This window comes from Caballeronia sp. GAWG2-1 (assembly GCF_023631405.1).
Classification (GTDB): Bacteria; Pseudomonadota; Gammaproteobacteria; order Burkholderiales; family Burkholderiaceae; genus Caballeronia.
Genome location: NZ_JALQDD010000013.1, coordinates 24,915 through 40,623, shown reverse-complemented (window position 1 = coordinate 40,623; position 15,709 = coordinate 24,915). Strand labels below are relative to the sequence as shown.

At 61.4% G+C, this 15,709-nt stretch carries 14 protein-coding genes and 1 tRNA gene; all 15 read left to right on the top strand.

Annotation, left to right across the window (positions count from 1 at the left end; genetic code table 11):
- Window positions 1-148 precede the first annotated feature (148 nt).
- Complete coding sequence (locus NCR98_RS08530; RefSeq protein ID WP_250526095.1) at window positions 149-1,381, top strand: branched-chain amino acid ABC transporter substrate-binding protein; 1,233 nt, start codon at window positions 149-151, stop codon at window positions 1,379-1,381.
- A gap of 175 nt (window positions 1,382-1,556) precedes the next feature.
- Window positions 1,557-1,826, top strand: coding sequence for a 30S ribosomal protein S15 (gene rpsO / locus NCR98_RS08525; protein ID WP_244825500.1), 270 nt, complete (start codon window positions 1,557-1,559; stop codon window positions 1,824-1,826).
- A 388-nt stretch (window positions 1,827-2,214) separates the two neighbouring features.
- Window positions 2,215-4,353 carry a polyribonucleotide nucleotidyltransferase gene (pnp, locus tag NCR98_RS08520; RefSeq protein WP_244825498.1) on the top strand — a complete coding sequence of 713 codons (2,139 nt, stop codon included), beginning with the start codon at window positions 2,215-2,217 and terminating at the stop codon, window positions 4,351-4,353.
- 194 nt (window positions 4,354-4,547) lie between these two features.
- On the top strand, window positions 4,548-5,564 hold the full coding sequence (locus tag NCR98_RS08515) for an NAD(P)H-quinone oxidoreductase (RefSeq protein WP_244825496.1): 1,017 nt from the start codon (window positions 4,548-4,550) through the stop codon (window positions 5,562-5,564).
- Window positions 5,565-5,817: 253 nt separating this feature from the next.
- Window positions 5,818-6,591 carry a triose-phosphate isomerase gene (gene tpiA / locus NCR98_RS08510; protein WP_250509197.1) on the top strand — a complete coding sequence of 258 codons (774 nt, stop codon included), beginning with the start codon at window positions 5,818-5,820 and terminating at the stop codon, window positions 6,589-6,591.
- 81 nt (window positions 6,592-6,672) lie between these two features.
- Entirely contained in the window at window positions 6,673-7,068 is a 396-nt protein-coding gene (gene secG / locus NCR98_RS08505) for a preprotein translocase subunit SecG (protein WP_250525971.1), read from the top strand.
- A gap of 161 nt (window positions 7,069-7,229) precedes the next feature.
- Window positions 7,230-7,314 (top strand) — tRNA-Leu (locus tag NCR98_RS08500).
- A 209-nt stretch (window positions 7,315-7,523) separates the two neighbouring features.
- Window positions 7,524-7,883: an NADH-quinone oxidoreductase subunit A gene (locus tag NCR98_RS08495; protein WP_244825491.1), complete on the top strand. Its 360-nt coding sequence runs from the start codon at window positions 7,524-7,526 to the stop codon at window positions 7,881-7,883.
- A 61-nt stretch (window positions 7,884-7,944) separates the two neighbouring features.
- The gene (locus tag NCR98_RS08490; RefSeq protein ID WP_006052903.1) at window positions 7,945-8,424 is read left to right on the top strand and encodes a NuoB/complex I 20 kDa subunit family protein; all 480 of its coding nucleotides are present in this window, start codon (window positions 7,945-7,947) and stop codon (window positions 8,422-8,424) included.
- Window positions 8,425-8,444: 20 nt separating this feature from the next.
- The gene (locus tag NCR98_RS08485) at window positions 8,445-9,044 is read left to right on the top strand and encodes an NADH-quinone oxidoreductase subunit C (protein ID WP_244825489.1); all 600 of its coding nucleotides are present in this window, start codon (window positions 8,445-8,447) and stop codon (window positions 9,042-9,044) included.
- Between the two features lie 9 nt (window positions 9,045-9,053).
- Window positions 9,054-10,307, top strand: a complete 1,254-nt coding sequence (locus NCR98_RS08480) for an NADH-quinone oxidoreductase subunit D (protein WP_250465136.1) — start codon at window positions 9,054-9,056, stop codon at window positions 10,305-10,307.
- Between the two features lie 144 nt (window positions 10,308-10,451).
- Window positions 10,452-10,937 carry an NADH-quinone oxidoreductase subunit NuoE gene (nuoE, locus tag NCR98_RS08475; protein ID WP_244825485.1) on the top strand — a complete coding sequence of 162 codons (486 nt, stop codon included), beginning with the start codon at window positions 10,452-10,454 and terminating at the stop codon, window positions 10,935-10,937.
- On the top strand, window positions 10,934-12,256 hold the full coding sequence (nuoF, locus tag NCR98_RS08470) for an NADH-quinone oxidoreductase subunit NuoF (RefSeq protein ID WP_244825483.1): 1,323 nt from the start codon (window positions 10,934-10,936) through the stop codon (window positions 12,254-12,256). The genes nuoE and nuoF overlap by 4 nt, the downstream gene beginning before the upstream one ends.
- Before the next feature lie 49 nt (window positions 12,257-12,305).
- Complete coding sequence (gene nuoG, locus NCR98_RS08465; RefSeq protein WP_250525970.1) at window positions 12,306-14,642, top strand: NADH-quinone oxidoreductase subunit NuoG; 2,337 nt, start codon at window positions 12,306-12,308, stop codon at window positions 14,640-14,642.
- On the top strand, window positions 14,643-15,707 hold the full coding sequence (nuoH, locus tag NCR98_RS08460) for an NADH-quinone oxidoreductase subunit NuoH (RefSeq protein ID WP_244825480.1): 1,065 nt from the start codon (window positions 14,643-14,645) through the stop codon (window positions 15,705-15,707). It abuts the gene before it with no gap.
- Window positions 15,708-15,709: the final 2 nt, after the last annotated feature.

The following is a 15,709-nucleotide window of genomic DNA, read 5'->3' as shown; positions in this document are numbered from 1 at the left end:
GAGGGCGCTCGCGTAATCGCCGCACTTGCACCGCGAGCCATAGCCGTCCTATGATCCGCCCTTTCTTCGACTGGAAGGGCTGACGGTGAGCGAATCCGCAAGCAAACGAGCCGCGCGATGGCTGCAACGGGCCGCGCTGGCCTGCGCGATGTCGTCTTTCATGGCGCACGTAAGCGCCGCTGACTTGCCGCCCATCGAGCTCGCGATGATCGAGGGCATGTCCGGACCTTTCGCCAACGCAGGCGCGGCGGTCGAGCGCAACTTGCGCTTCGGCGTGGAGCGCGTGAATGCGAAGGGCGGCGTGAAGCTCGCCGACGGCATGCACCCGCTGCGACTCGTCGTGCTCGATGGCAAAGGCAGCAGCGAGGCGAGCCTCGTACAGTTGCGCGCGGCGATCGACGACAGGATCGGCTTCGTCATGCAGGGCAACAGTTCGGCGGTGGCGGCCGCGCTGGTGACGGCCATCGACAAGCAGAACGGGCGCGAGCCCGAGCATCGCGTGGTGTTCCTCAACTACTCCGCCGACGATCCCGCCCTGACCAACGCCGCGTGTAGTTTCTGGCATTTTCGCTTCGATGCCCACGCCGGCATGCGCATGGACGCGCTCGCGGACGCGCTGAAGAACGATCGCGCGGTCAAAAAGGTCTATCTGCTGAATCAGGATTACAGCTTCGGCCATGACGTCAGCCGCGAAGCGCAGCGTGCGCTCAAAGAACGCAGGCCGGATATCGCGATTGCGGGCGACGAGTTTCATCCGATCGGCCGCGTGAAGGATTTCGCGCCGTATATCGCGAAGATTCGCGCGAGCGGGGCCGACGCGGTCATCACCGGAAATTGGGGCAACGATCTCACGCTGCTCGTCAAGGCGGCGCGCGAGCAGGGGCTCGACACGAAGTTCTATACGTTCTACGGCAACAGTCTCGGCGCACCGGCCGCGCTGGGTGACGCCGGCGTAAAGCGCGTGATCGCGGTCGCCGACTGGCATCCGAATGCGGGCGGCGCGTTATCGGACGCGTATTACCGCGATTTCCGCGCGCGCTATCCGGCGGCATCGGACGATTACCTCGTGCTGCGCATGCCGCTGATGATCGAGATGCTCGCCGCCGCGATGACGCGCGCCGGCAGCGCGGACCCTTACGCCGTGGCCCGCGCGCTCGAAGGCATGAAGTTCGATGGCGAAGGATTCCACGCATCGACCATGCGCGCGGAAGATCATCAATTGATCCAGCCCCTGTATGTCATGGAGATGGACAAGGCGAGCACGGCGGGCATCCGGTTCGATAACGAAGGCTCGGGCTATGGCTTTCGGACGCTGCTCGCGGTGCCGGCGGAAAAGACCGTCCAGCCGTCGACGTGCCAGATGGCGCGTCCGGCGCGCTAGTTGCCCGTCTTTCGGACTTCGCCCTATGCTATACTCTGCGCTTCGCTTTTTTGACTCGATCCGGCTGTCGAAAACAGTCTGACAACCAAGAGTCTAGAAGAAGCGAAACTATCGTGAACAAACCACGGCACGGCCTTTCTTCCGTGACCGCCTGTCTGTTTTAAAGGAAAAGCAAATGTCCGCAGCAGAAATCAAGAAGTCCGACGTCGTCGCCGAATACGCGCGCGGCGCCAACGACACTGGCTCCCCCGAAGTGCAAGTCGCTCTGCTCACGAGCCGCATCAACGAACTGACCGTCCACTTCAAGGCCCACACGAAGGACCACCACAGCCGCCGCGGTTTGCTGCGCATGGTGAGCCGTCGCCGCAAGCTGCTCGACTACCTGAAGGGCAAGGACGCGGACCGTTACCGCTCGCTGATCGAAAAACTGGGTCTGCGTAAGTAATTGCGCCCAAACGTGGCTTTGCGGCCAGCGTTCTAACGAAGTGCCTGTGTCAGTTCGCTGATACAGGCATTTTGTTTTTGCGCGATCCGCTCGCCTGATCATTTGCCCGGTCAGCGCTCGGTCGATTTCTCATCATTGGGTTCGTCGAATGCTGATAATCGGCAAGTAGTTCACATGCTTTACCCCGGATGCTTCATCCGGACAGACACTCGGTGCAGCCTCGCGGCGGAGCTTTGTGTCATTCCAGCGCGGTACGAACACTCAATGCGCGCGTCGCGCTGGAATGGCATAACACACCTCTCAAGCGCGGCTCGGTACCGCCTAGCCAGCGCCGTCCGGTGGGCAAACGTCCACCGATCCGGCGTGGCGCAACGTAGAAGGAGTCGCAATGTTCAATAAGATCGTCAAGGAATTCAAGTGGGGACAGCATAACGTCCGCCTGGAAACGGGTGAAATCGCTCGTCAGGCAAGCGGCGCGGTGATCGTCGATGTCGAAGATACCGTCGTGCTCGCCACTGTCGTCGGCGCAAAGACCGCCAAGCCGGGTCAGGATTTCTTCCCGCTGACCGTCGATTACCTCGAAAAGACCTACGCCGCCGGCAAGATCCCGGGTGGCTTCTTCCGCCGCGAAGGCCGTCCGTCCGAAGGCGAGACGCTCATCTCGCGCCTGATCGACCGTCCGCTGCGCCCGCTCTTTCCGGAAGGCTTCTATAACGAAGTGCAGGTCGTGATCCACGTCCTGTCGCTGAACCCGGACGTTCCCGCCGACATTCCCGCGCTGATCGGCGCGTCGGCAGCGCTCGCCGTGTCCGGTCTGCCGTTCAACGGCCCGGTCGGCGCCGCGCGCGTCGCCTACATAAACAACGAATATGTGCTGAACCCGACGCGTCCGCAAATGAAGGAATCGGCGCTCGACCTCGTGGTCGCCGGTACGGAACGCGCGGTGCTGATGGTGGAATCGGAAGCGCAGCAGTTGTCCGAGGAAGTCATGCTCGGCGCGGTCGTGTTCGGCCACGAGCAGATGCAAATCGCCATCGACGCAATCCATGAACTGGTGCGCGACGGCGGCAAGCCGGAATGGGACTGGCAGCCGGCCCCGAAGAACGAAGCGCTCATCTCGCGCGTCACGGAAATCGCCAAGCCGGAACTGGAAGCGGCTTATCAACTGCGCAACAAGCAAGCGCGTTCGGCCAAGCTGAAGGAAGTTTTCGCGGCGACCTCGGCGAAGCTCGCAGCGGACGCGGCTGCTTCGGGCACGGCAGCGGCGGATGCGGCGACCATCGGCAACGTGTTGTTCGACATCGAAGCGAAGATCGTCCGTTCGCAGATTTTGAACGGCGAACCGCGTATCGACGGTCGCGACACGCGCACCGTGCGTCCGATCGAAATCCGCACCGGCGTTCTGCCGCGCACCCATGGCTCGGCGCTCTTCACGCGCGGCGAGACGCAGGCGCTGGTCGTCGCCACGCTCGGCACGAAGGGCGACGAGCAGAACATCGACGCGCTCGAAGGCGAATACCGCGAGCGCTTCATGCTTCACTACAACATGCCGCCGTTCGCGACGGGCGAAACGGGCCGCGTCGGTTCGCCGAAGCGCCGTGAAATCGGTCACGGCCGTCTCGCCAAGCGCGCGCTGGTCGCGTGCCTGCCGAACGCCGACGAATTCGGCTATTCCATCCGCGTCGTGTCGGAAATCACGGAATCGAACGGCTCTTCGTCGATGGCTTCGGTCTGCGGCGGTTGCCTCGCGCTGATGGACGCCGGCGTGCCGATGAAGGCGCACGTGGCCGGCATTGCCATGGGCCTGATCCTCGAAGACAACAAGTTCGCGGTTCTGACCGACATCCTCGGCGACGAAGATCACCTCGGCGACATGGACTTCAAGGTGGCCGGCACCGCGCAAGGCGTGACGGCGCTGCAAATGGACATCAAGATTCAGGGCATCACCAAGGAAATCATGCAGGTCGCGCTCGCGCAGGCGAAGGAAGGCCGCATGCATATCCTCGGCAAGATGACCGCCGCGGTGCCGACCACAAACACGGAGCTGTCGGACTACGCGCCGCGCATGATCACCATCAAGATCAATCCGGAGAAGATTCGCGACGTGATCGGCAAGGGCGGTTCGGTGATCCGCGCGCTGACGGAAGAGACCGGCACGACCATCGACATTTCCGACGACGGCGTCGTGACCATTGCGAGCACGAGCTCGGAAGGCATGGCCGAGGCGAAGAAGCGTATCGAGAACATCACGGCCGAAGTGGAAGTGGGCCAAGTGTACGAAGGTCCGGTGCTCAAGCTGTTGGACTTCGGCGCGATCGTGAATATCCTGCCGGGCAAGGATGGTCTCCTGCACATCTCGGAAATCGTCAACGAGCGTGTGAAGGACATCAACGACTACCTGAAGGAAGGCCAGATCGTGAAGGTCAAGGTCATCCAGACGGACGAGAAGGGTCGCGTGCGTCTGTCGGCCAAGGCGCTTCTGAACGAAGCCGCGCAACAAGCCGAACCGACGCAGCCGCAGCAGTAATGCGGTAATGTGTCGACGGCCGGCCGCATCTGCGAGCCGGCCGTTTTCTTGTATGAGGTGCAGCGGGCGACGCTTTGTCCGATGCATCGCCGGACCCGATGGCACTGTGGAGCGCGTGTTGCCCGCGCGGCACAGTGCCATCTGGTTCGCCAAGTCAACGCGCTTGCCACACGACTGACTGTCTGGGAGAAGCAATGAAGGCCATCGAAATCACTGAGTTTGGTGCACCCGAAGTGCTGAAGCTGGGCGAGCGCCCGAAGCCCGAGCCGGGCAAGTGCGAAGTGCTCATCAAGGTGAGCGCTTCCGGCGTCAACCGGCCCGATGTATTTCAGCGCAAGGGCGCGTATGCGCCGCCGCCGGGCGCGTCGGATTTGCCGGGGCTCGAAGTGGCGGGCGAGATCGTCGATGGCGACTTCGATCCTAAACATAATCCGTTCGGCCTCAAGAAGGGCGATCGCGTCTGCGCGCTGCTCGCGGGCGGCGGTTACGCGGAATACGCGGTTGCGCCGCTCGAACAATGTTTGCCGGTTCCGGCTGGATTGACGGACATCGAAGCGGCTTCGCTGCCGGAAACGTTCTTCACCGTGTGGAGCAATGTCTTCGAGCGCGCGCATCTCGGTTCGGGCGAAAACGGCGACGAGGAGACGCTGCTCGTGCAGGGCGGATCGAGCGGTATCGGCGTGACGGCCATACAGATTGCGAAGGCGCTCGGCTTTCGCGTGTTCGCCACGGCCGGCAGCGACGAAAAGTGCCGCGCCTGCGAAGCACTCGGCGCGGAGCGCGCGATCAACTACAAGACGGAAGATTTCGTCGAAGTGGTGCGTTCGCTCACGAACGATCGTGGAGTCGACGTCATTCTCGACATGGTCGCGGGCGATTATCTCCCGCGCGAACTGAAGTCGCTTGCGGATGGCGGGCGTATCTGCGTGATCGCGCTGCTTGGCGGCGCAAAAGCGGAGATCAATCTCAATGACGTGCTGCGGCGTCGGCTGGTCATCACCGGATCGACCCTGCGGCCGCGTCCGGTGGCGTTCAAGGCGAAGATTGCCGCTAAGTTGAAAGAGCAAGTCTGGCCGGAGATCGAGGCGGGGCGTATCAAGCCGGTGATTCATCAGGTGTTCCCGGCAAGCGAAGCCGCAGCCGCACACACGTTGATGGAAAGCAGCACGCACGTCGGCAAAATCATGCTCGACTGGCGCGAGGACGCCTGATTGCCCTTGATTGTTGCGCGTTGCGGTTCTGGCGGTTTGACCGGTTTCGCCGTATCACAGTAAAATCGCCTGTTTTGCAAGCAGTTGGCAGTTCGCTTTTTCGAAATACGCGCAGAGGGTTCAAACATTCCTATAACAGAGTGGTCTTTGAACCTCCGGGTGAACGATTGATGAACGATCGGGTTCGCCCCGGTGATCTTCAAAGGCCGCCACGCATGGCGGTGTCATTCCACCGCCGTCGAGTGACGAGACAATGTCCAGACAACGAGCGAAACTGGTGGTGGGCAACTGGAAGATGCATGGCCGCATCAAAGAGAACGCGGCTTTGCTGAGCGAGGTCGCCGTTGGGGCGTCGGCCTTGCAGAAGAGCGTGGGTGTGGGCGTATGCGTTCCATGTCCGTACCTCGCGCAATCGCAGGCGCTTTTGAGCGGCTCGGTCGTGCGCTGGGGCGTTCAGGATGTGTCCGCGCATGAGAAGGGCGCGTTCACCGGAGAAGTCGCGGCGGAAATGGCCGCCGATTTCGGTGTGACATATGCAATCGTCGGGCATTCCGAGCGGCGCGCGTATCATCGCGAAAGCCCGGAACTCGTGGCGGCCAAGGCGCTGCGTGCAATCGACGCAGGCCTGACGCCCATTGTGTGCGTCGGCGAGACGCTCGAACAGCGCGAAGCAGGCTCGACGGAAGAAGTCGTCGGCACGCAGCTCGAAGCCGTGTTGCTCGCGTTGACCGAGGAACAGGCAGCGAGCATCGTGGTGGCGTACGAGCCGGTGTGGGCCATCGGCACGGGCAAGAGCGCCACGGCGCAGCAAGCGCAGGATGTTCACGCGTTCGTGCGTGCGAAGCTGGCGGAGAAGGGTGCGTCGGTGGCGAACGTGCCGCTGTTGTATGGCGGCAGCGTGAAGCCCGAGAACGCGCAGGAATTGTTCGGGCAACAGGACATCGACGGCGGGCTGATTGGCGGCGCGTCCTTGAAGTCGGAAGATTTTCTTGCGATTTGCCAGGCGGCGTTGGCCGAGATTCAGTAAACGGCCGAAGCGTCAGGCAGACGAAGAAGCAAATCGCGGCACATGAGTGTCACGGAAACATCAAGATCCAGGTGAGTTGAAATGCTGTATTTGAAGACTTTGATTATCGTCGTCCAGTTGTTGTCGGCGCTTGGCGTAATCGGGCTTGTGCTGTTGCAGCATGGCAAGGGTGCGGACATGGGTGCGGCGTTCGGAAGTGGGGCATCGGGCAGTCTGTTTGGCGCGACCGGTTCCGCTAACTTCCTATCACGCACGACCGCCGTGCTTGCCGCAGTCTTCTTCGTGACGACGCTTGCGCTGACCTACATTGGCAGCTACAAGCCGCAGGTTTCCGCAGGCGTTCTTGGCGGTGCAATGTCTGCGCCCACGGCTTCCGCGCCTGCTGCGGCAAAGTCGGGTTCGGCGCCTGCCGCCGCGACTGCGCCAGCATCCGCCGCGCCTGCGTCGAGCGCGCCGGGTTCCGACGTGCCGAAGTAAATCTCGGACTTCCTCGGCCGGGTTGTTCAAGAAACGCCCAGAACAAATTTTCGCGTTATTCGTGTTTTGTGCGTTGAACAATTCGTGAGACCTAGTTATAATTCAAGTCTTGTAGCGATTCGCGGCAATTAAGAAGTTGTTTTCCCGGATTGCAGTACAGTGCCGACGTGGTGAAATTGGTAGACACGCTATCTTGAGGGGGTAGTGGCGAAAGCTGTGCGAGTTCGAGTCTCGCCGTCGGCACCAAAAAGTTATCCAAATGCCAGCCGCATGCATCGCTTCGGCTGGCATTGTCACTTCTGGAGTACCCTTACGGTTTCACATTGACTTATCGTTGTGATAAGCATGGTGCCGAAGAGTTACCAAGCGGTCCGAAGTGAATTCTCCGCCGTGCATTTGCGCCGGCAGCAGCACCCAGACAGTCACAGACCACATCTACCGATCTGAGGATAGCCTTGAACCTCGCACCCTATTACCCCGTCTTCTTGTTTATCGTAGTCGGCCTCGGTCTGGGTATAGCGTTGGTCAGCATCGGCAAAGTTCTCGGTCCCAACAGACCCGACACCGAAAAGAACGCACCGTACGAATGCGGCTTCGAAGCCTTCGAAGACGCGCGTATGAAGTTCGATGTGCGTTACTATCTCGTCGCGATTCTTTTCATCATCTTCGACCTTGAGACGGCGTTCCTGTTTCCGTGGGGTGTTGCCCTGCGCGATATCGGGTGGCCGGGCTTCATGGCCATGATGATTTTTCTGCTCGAATTTTTGCTCGGCTTCGCCTACATCTGGAGAAAGGGCGGACTCGACTGGGAATGAAAGTTAGATCACCGGATTCATGGGCGGCTATGGCTGGCAGCTCATCTGGAGTGGAAAACAAATGAGTATCGAAGGGGTCTTGAAGGAAGGCTTTGTCACCACCACGGCTGACAAGCTGATCAACTGGACGCGCACCGGCTCTCTTTGGCCGATGACGTTCGGTCTCGCCTGCTGTGCGGTCGAGATGATGCATGCGGGCGCGGCGCGCTACGACCTGGATCGCTTCGGCGTGGTGTTTCGCCCGAGCCCGCGTCAGTCCGACGTCATGATCGTGGCAGGCACGCTGTGCAATAAGATGGCGCCCGCGCTTCGTAAGGTGTACGACCAGATGGCCGAGCCGCGCTGGGTCATCTCCATGGGTTCGTGCGCGAACGGCGGCGGGTACTATCACTATTCGTATTCCGTCGTGCGCGGCTGCGACCGTATCGTTCCGGTCGACGTCTACGTGCCCGGCTGTCCTCCGACCGCCGAAGCGCTGGTCTACGGCGTGATCCAGTTGCAGGCGAAGATTCGCCGGACCAACACCATCGCGCGTCAATAAAGGCCTGAGCCTCCCCAATTATGGCAAGCAAACTCGAGACCCTCAAAGCGAACCTCGAGGCGGCGTTTGGCGACCGTCTCCAAGTCACCGAGTCGCTGGGTCAGGTAACGGTGGTCGTGAAAGCGGCCGACTACATCGAAGTCGCGACCCGGCTGCGTGACGATCGCTCGCTCGGCTTCGAGCAGTGCATGGACCTGTGCGGCGTCGACTATTCGACCTTCGGCGACGGCGTCTACGACGGCCCGCGTTTTGCCGCTGTGCTGCATCTTCTGTCCATCGCGAACAACTGGCGCGTGCGCGTGCGCGTGTTCGCACCGGACGACGAAGTGCCCATCGTGCCGTCGGTGGTCGACATCTGGTCGTCGACAAATTGGTACGAGCGCGAAGCGTTCGACCTGTACGGCATCGTGTTCGAAGGCCATCCCGACCTGCGCCGCATTCTCACGGATTATGGCTTCATCGGCCATCCGTTCCGCAAGGACTTCCCGATCTCCGGCTACGTGGAAATGCGCTACGACCCGGAAGAGAAGCGCGTCGTGTATCAGCCAGTGACGATCGAACCGCGCGAGATCACGCCGCGCGTGATTCGCGAAGATCGCTACGGCGGTCTGAAACATTAAGAGAACGCCATGGCAGAGATCAAGAACTACACGCTGAACTTCGGCCCGCAACACCCTGCAGCGCACGGTGTGCTGCGTCTCGTGCTGGAACTCGACGGCGAAGTCATCCAGCGCGCCGATCCACACATCGGCCTCTTGCATCGCGCGACCGAAAAGTTGGCGGAAACCAAGACCTTCATTCAGTCGGTTCCGTACATGGACCGCCTGGACTACGTGTCGATGATGGTCAACGAGCACGGCTATGTGCTCGCCATCGAAAAGCTGCTCGGTATCGACGTGCCGATCCGCGCGAAGTACATCCGCGTGCTGTTCGACGAAATCACGCGCGTGCTGAACCACCTGATGTGGATCGGATCGCACGCGCTCGACGTCGGCGCCATGGCGGTGTTCCTCTATGCGTTTCGCGAGCGCGAAGATCTGATGGACGTCTACGAGGCGGTGTCGGGCGCGCGCATGCACGCGGCTTACTATCGTCCGGGTGGCGTTTATCGCGATCTGCCTGACGCAATGCCGCAATACAAGGCGTCCAAAATTCGCAATGCGAAGGCGCTCGACCGGATGAACGAGAACCGTCAAGGTTCGCTGCTCGACTTCATCGAAGACTTCTTCAATCGCTTCCCGCACTGTGTCGACGAGTACGAAACGCTGCTCACCGACAACCGTATCTGGAAGCAGCGGCTTGTCGGCATCGGCGTGGTGAGTCCTGAGCGCGCGTTGCAGATGGGTCTTTCCGGTGCAATGCTGCGTGGCTCGGGCATCGAATGGGATCTGCGCAAGAAGCAGCCGTACGAGGTGTATGACCAACTCGACTTCGACATCCCGGTTGGCGTGAACGGCGACTGCTACGACCGCTATCTGGTGCGCGTCGAGGAAATGCGTCAGTCCGTGCGTATCGCCAAACAGTGCATTGCCTGGCTGCGCAAGAATCCGGGCCCGGTGATGGTCGATAATCACAAGGTTGCGCCGCCTTCGCGCGTCGGCATGAAGAGCAACATGGAAGAGCTGATTCACCACTTCAAGCTCTTCACCGAAGGCTTCCACGTGCCCGAAGGCGAGACTTATGCCGCCGTCGAGCATCCGAAGGGCGAGTTCGGCATCTATCTGATTTCGGACGGCGCGAACAAGCCTTATCGCCTCAAGATTCGCGCTCCGGGCTACGCGCATCTCGCGTCGCTCGACGAAATGGCGCGCGGCCACATGATCGCGGATGCCGTGACGATCATCGGCACGCAAGACATCGTGTTCGGCGAAATCGATCGCTGATAGCCGTTCGTATTGGTTCTCGCTCGACGCCCAAGCGAACAGCGCAGCAGCAATAACAGCAAACCGCAGGACGCCAGGTCTGCCGCAACAAGAAGGGCGCGGCAGGTTTTCGTTCGGTAGGAATTGAAAGAGTCGTGTCTGAAAATGATCTCAGCTGAAGGCCTGAAAGAAATCGATCGCGCGGTCGCGAAATATCCCGCGGAGCAAAAGCAATCCGCGGTGATGGCAGCGCTGGCTGTCGCTCAGGAAGAGCACGGGTGGCTCTCGCCGGAACTCATGCAGTTCGTGGCGAGCTATCTCAGCATGCCGCCGGTCGCCGTGCAGGAAGTCGCGACGTTCTACACCATGTATAACCTCGCGCCGGTCGGCAAGCACAAGATCACGCTTTGCACGAACCTGCCTTGCCAGCTTGGCCCGGACGGTGGCTCGGATAGTGCTGCTCAGTATCTCAAGCAGAAGCTTGGCATCGACTTCGGCGAAACCACGCCGGACGGCAAGTTCACGCTGAAAGAAGGCGAATGCTTTGGCGCGTGCGGCGACGCACCCGTCGTGCTGGTGAACAATCACCGCATGTGCAGCTTCCTGAGCCACGAGAAGATCGACCAGTTGATCGAGGAACTTTCGAAATGACGTCACTCCACGATCGTCACATCAAGCCGCTGATCCTCGCTGGCCTCAACGGCGAGAACTGGCATCTCGAAGATTACGTTGCGCGCGGCGGTTACAAGCAGTTGCGGCGCATTCTCGAAGAAAAGATTCCGCCCGAGCAAGTGATCGCCGACGTCAAGGCGTCGGGTCTGCGCGGCCGCGGCGGCGCGGGTTTTCCGACCGGCCTCAAGTGGAGCTTCATGCCGCGTCAGTTCCCGGGGCAGAAGTATCTCGTCTGCAATTCGGACGAAGGCGAACCGGGCACGTTCAAGGATCGCGACATCCTGCGCTGGAACCCGCATTCGCTGATCGAGGGCATGGCCATCGGCGCGTACGCAATGGGCATCACCGTGGGCTACAACTACATTCACGGCGAGATCTTCGAGGTTTATCGCGTGTTCGAAGCGGCGCTCGAAGAGGCGCGCGCGGCCGGTTATCTCGGCGCGAACATCCTGGGCACGGGCTTTTCGTTCGAGTTGTACGCGCATCATGGCTATGGCGCGTATATCTGCGGTGAAGAAACCGCGCTGCTGGAATCGCTGGAAGGCAAGAAAGGCCAGCCGCGCTTCAAGCCGCCGTTCCCGGCGAGCTTCGGCGTGTACGGCAAGCCGACCACCATCAACAACACCGAGACGTTCGCGGCCGTGCCGTTCCTGTTGGAAATCGGCCCGCAGAATTACCTCGAGATCGGCAAGCCGAATAACGGCGGCACGAAGATCTTCTCGGTGTCGGGTGACGTGAATCGTCCTGGCAACTATGAAGTGCCGCTCGGCACGCCGTTCGCCACGCTGATGGAACTGGCCGGCGGTGTACGCGGCGAGTCGATCAAGGCGGTCATTCCAGGCGGTTCGTCGGCGCCGGTCGTGCCGGGCGAGATGATGCTCGCAACGGACATGGACTACGATTCCATCGCCAAGGCGGGCTCCATGCTCGGCTCGGGCGCGGTCATCGTCATGAACGAAACGCGCTGCATGGTGCGTTCGCTGCTGCGTCTGTCGTACTTCTACTACGAAGAGTCGTGCGGTCAGTGCACGCCTTGCCGCGAAGGCACGGGCTGGCTGTATCGCGTGGTGCATCGTATCGAGCACGGACTTGGCCGCAAGGAAGATCTGGATCTCTTGAACTCGGTTGCCGAAAACATCATGGGCCGCACGATTTGCGCGCTCGGCGATGCGGCGGCCATGCCCGTGCGCGGCATGCTCAAGCACTTCTGGAACGAATTCGAATATCACGTCGAGCACAAGCATTGTCTCGTCGGCGGGCACGCGCATCATGCGGCGTCCGAAGCGCTTACCGCGTAATCAGACGCGCAATCAGATGCGCGACAGAGGTTGAGGATCTTTATCCATCATGGTTGAACTAGAAATTGACGGCAAGACGGTCGAGGTTCCTGAAGGCAGCATGGTGATCCAGGCTGCGCATAAGGTCGATACGTACATTCCTCACTTCTGCTATCACAAGAAGCTGTCGATCGCGGCGAACTGCCGGATGTGCCTCGTCGAAGTCGAAAAGATGCCGAAGGCCGTTCCCGCGTGCGCCACGCCCGTATCCAACGGCATGATCGTGCGTACCACCTCCGACAAGGCCGTGAAGGCGCAGCAGTCGGTGATGGAGTTCCTGCTGATCAACCACCCGCTGGATTGCCCTATTTGCGATCAGGGCGGCGAGTGCCAGTTGCAGGATCTGGCCGTCGGTTACGGCAAGTCGCAATCGCGCTATAGCGAAGAAAAGCGCGTGGTGTTCCACAAGAACGTCGGCCCGCTCATCTCCATGGAAGAGATGACGCGCTGCATCCACTGTACGCGTTGCGTGCGCTTTGGCCAGGAAGTGGCCGGTGTGATGGAGCTTGGCATGCTGGGCCGTGGCGAGCATTCGGAAATCACCTCGTTCGTCGGCAAGACGGTCGACTCCGAACTGTCCGGCAACATGATCGATCTGTGCCCGGTCGGCGCGCTCACGAGCAAGCCGTTCCGCTATAGCGCGCGTACGTGGGAACTGTCGCGCCGCAAGTCGGTGAGCCCGCACGATTCCGTTGGCGCGAACCTCGTCGTCCAGGTGAAGAACAATCGCGTCATGCGCGTTCTACCGATGGAAAACGAAGCCATCAACGAATGCTGGATTTCAGACAAGGATCGCTTCTCCTACGAAGGTCTGAACGGCGACGAGCGCCTGAGCACGCCAATGCTCAAGCAAGGCGGCAACTGGATCGAAACCGACTGGCAAACCGCGCTCGAATACGTGGCGAAGGGCATCAAGGGTATCAAGGCGGACCACGGCGCGAACGCCATCGCTGCGCTGGCCACGCCGCATGCAACGGTCGAAGAACTTTTCCTGCTGAAGCAATTCGCGGAAGGCGTGGGTACGCCCAACGTCGATTTCCGTCTGCGTCAGAACGACTTCTCGGCGCCCCTGGGCGTCGGCGCACCCTGGCTCGGCGTGCCTATCGCGGATCTGTCGAATGTCGATACCGCGTTCGTCATCGGTTCGTTCCTGCGTCGCGATCACCCGTTGCTGGCCGCGCGTCTGCGTCAGGCGGCGAAGAATGGCGCCATGCTCACGCTTCTCAACGCAAGCAACGACGACTCGCTGATCCCGACCGCGCATCGCCTGGTGGCGGCGCCGTCGGCTTGGCTCGACCAGCTCGCGGGCATCGCAGCCGCGGTGGCCGAAGCGCGTGGCTCGGAACTGCCTGAAGCGTTTGCCGGACGCGAAGTATCGGCGGCGGCGAAAGATGTCGCGGCATCGCTCTCGGCGGGCGACAAGCGCGTCGTGCTGCTCGGCAACCTCGCGGTTCAGCATCCCGATTTCGCGCAGATTCACGCGGCGGCGCAATGGATCGCGAACAGCACGGGCGCCACGCTTGGCTTCCTGACCGAAGGCGCGAATTCAGTGGGCGCGCATCTGGTCGACGTCCTGCCGGGCGAAGGCGGTCTCAACGCGCGCGAAGTGTTCGAACAGCCGCGCAAGGGCTACGTGCTGCTCAATGCAGAACCGGAATTCGATACGGCCAACCCCGCACAAGCCATCGCCGCATTGAAGCAGGCGGAAATGGTCGTGGTGATGTCGTCGTTCAAGCACGGCCTCGACTACGCGGACGTGTTGCTGCCCATCGCGCCGTTCACGGAAACGTCGGGCACCTTCGTCAACGCGGAAGGCACGGCTCAGTCGTTCAACGGCGTCGTGCGCGCGCTGGGCGACACGCGTCCGGGCTGGAAGGTTCTGCGGGTGCTCGGCACGTTGCTCGGTCTGTCGGGCTTCGATTACGACACGGCCGAAGAAGTGCGTATCGCCGCACTCGGCACGGGTGAGTTGAGCGCGCGTTTGTCGAACGAGACGACGGTCGCGGCCAAGCGCGCGGCGTCGAATGTCACGGCGAACGGCGGCTTCCAGCGTCTTGCCGACGTGCCGATCTATCACGCCGACGCACTGGTGCGCCGCGCCCCGTCGCTGCATCTGACGGCCGCGGCCCGCGACGCGAACATGGCGGGTCTGCCGACCGCGCTTTTCGACCAGCTCGGCCTGAAAGACGGCGAAGCAGTGCGCGTCAAGCAAGGCAATCTGTCGGTGGTGCTGCCCGCGGTTCGCGATGCGAATCTGGCGGAATCGGTGGTCCGCGTATCGGCGGGCACGTCAGCCGGCGCCGCGCTTGGCGGCCTGTTCGGCGAACTGGTAGTGGAGAAGGCGTAAATGGGCTTGTTCGATACGATCAACGCGGGCGGCACGCAAATTCTGGGCGTCGCATGGCCAACGGTGTGGGCGCTGGTGCGCATTGTCGTGGTCGCGGTAGTGATCCTGCTGTGCGTCGCGTACCTGATTCTCTGGGAACGCAAGCTCATCGGCTGGATGCACGTGCGTCTCGGCCCGAACCGCGTCGGCCCGGCAGGTCTCTTGCAGCCAATTGCGGACGTGCTGAAGCTGTTGCTCAAGGAAGTCATTCAGCCGACGCAAGCAAGCAAGTGGATCTACGTGATCGCGCCGATCATGACGGTGGTCCCGGCGTTCGCCGTGTGGGCGGTCATTCCGTTCCAGGCCAAGGCCGTGCTCGGCGACATCAACGCCGGTCTGCTGTATGTCATGGCGATCTCGTCCATCGGCGTGTACGGCGTGATTCTCGCGGGCTGGGCGTCGAACTCGAAGTACGCGTTCCTCGGCGCCATGCGCGCGGCGGCGCAGATGGTGTCCTACGAAATCTCGATGGGCTTCGCGCTGGTCGTCGTCCTGATGGTCGCGGGCACGCTGAACATGTCGGATATCGTCACCTCGCAGCAGCGCGGCATTTTCGCGGGCTTCGGCGTCAACTTCCTGTCGTGGAACTGGCTGCCGCTTCTGCCAATGTTCGTCGTGTATTTCATCTCGGGCATCGCCGAAACGAACCGCCATCCGTTCGACGTGGTGGAAGGCGAATCGGAAATCGTCGCCGGTCACATGATCGATTACTCCGGCATGGCGTTCGCGCTGTTCTTCCTCGCCGAGTACATCAACATGATCGTGATCTCGGCGATCGCCACGACGCTGTTCCTCGGCGGCTGGGACGCACCGTTCGGCTTCCTGTCGTTCATCCCGGGCGTGTTCTGGTTCGTTTTCAAGGTCTTCCTCCTGCTGTCGGTCTTCATCTGGGCGCGCGCGACTTTCCCGCGTTACCGCTACGACCAGATCATGCGTCTTGGCTGGAAAGTGTTCCTGCCGGTGTCGGTGGTGTGGGTCGTCGTGGTCGGCTTCTGGATCATGTCGCCGCTCAACATCTGGAAGTAACG

Excerpts from the sequence above, each read along its gene's own strand:
- nuoH (WP_244825480.1), top strand. The coding sequence starts at position 14,643 with ATGGGCTTGTTCGATACGATCAACGCGGGCGGCACGCAAATTCTGGGC.
- NCR98_RS08485 (WP_244825489.1), top strand. The coding sequence starts at position 8,445 with ATGGCAAGCAAACTCGAGACCCTCAAAGCGAACCTCGAGGCGGCGTTT.
- NCR98_RS08515 (WP_244825496.1), top strand. The coding sequence starts at position 4,548 with ATGAAGGCCATCGAAATCACTGAGTTTGGTGCACCCGAAGTGCTGAAG.
- nuoG (WP_250525970.1), top strand. The coding sequence starts at position 12,306 with ATGGTTGAACTAGAAATTGACGGCAAGACGGTCGAGGTTCCTGAAGGC.
- NCR98_RS08490 (WP_006052903.1), top strand. The coding sequence starts at position 7,945 with ATGAGTATCGAAGGGGTCTTGAAGGAAGGCTTTGTCACCACCACGGCT.
- rpsO (WP_244825500.1), top strand. The coding sequence starts at position 1,557 with ATGTCCGCAGCAGAAATCAAGAAGTCCGACGTCGTCGCCGAATACGCG.
- nuoF (WP_244825483.1), top strand. The coding sequence starts at position 10,934 with ATGACGTCACTCCACGATCGTCACATCAAGCCGCTGATCCTCGCTGGC.
- NCR98_RS08530 (WP_250526095.1), top strand. The coding sequence starts at position 149 with ATGTCGTCTTTCATGGCGCACGTAAGCGCCGCTGACTTGCCGCCCATC.
- tpiA (WP_250509197.1), top strand. The coding sequence starts at position 5,818 with ATGTCCAGACAACGAGCGAAACTGGTGGTGGGCAACTGGAAGATGCAT.
- pnp (WP_244825498.1), top strand. The coding sequence starts at position 2,215 with ATGTTCAATAAGATCGTCAAGGAATTCAAGTGGGGACAGCATAACGTC.
- secG (WP_250525971.1), top strand. The coding sequence starts at position 6,673 with ATGCTGTATTTGAAGACTTTGATTATCGTCGTCCAGTTGTTGTCGGCG.
- nuoE (WP_244825485.1), top strand. The coding sequence starts at position 10,452 with ATGATCTCAGCTGAAGGCCTGAAAGAAATCGATCGCGCGGTCGCGAAA.
- NCR98_RS08480 (WP_250465136.1), top strand. The coding sequence starts at position 9,054 with ATGGCAGAGATCAAGAACTACACGCTGAACTTCGGCCCGCAACACCCT.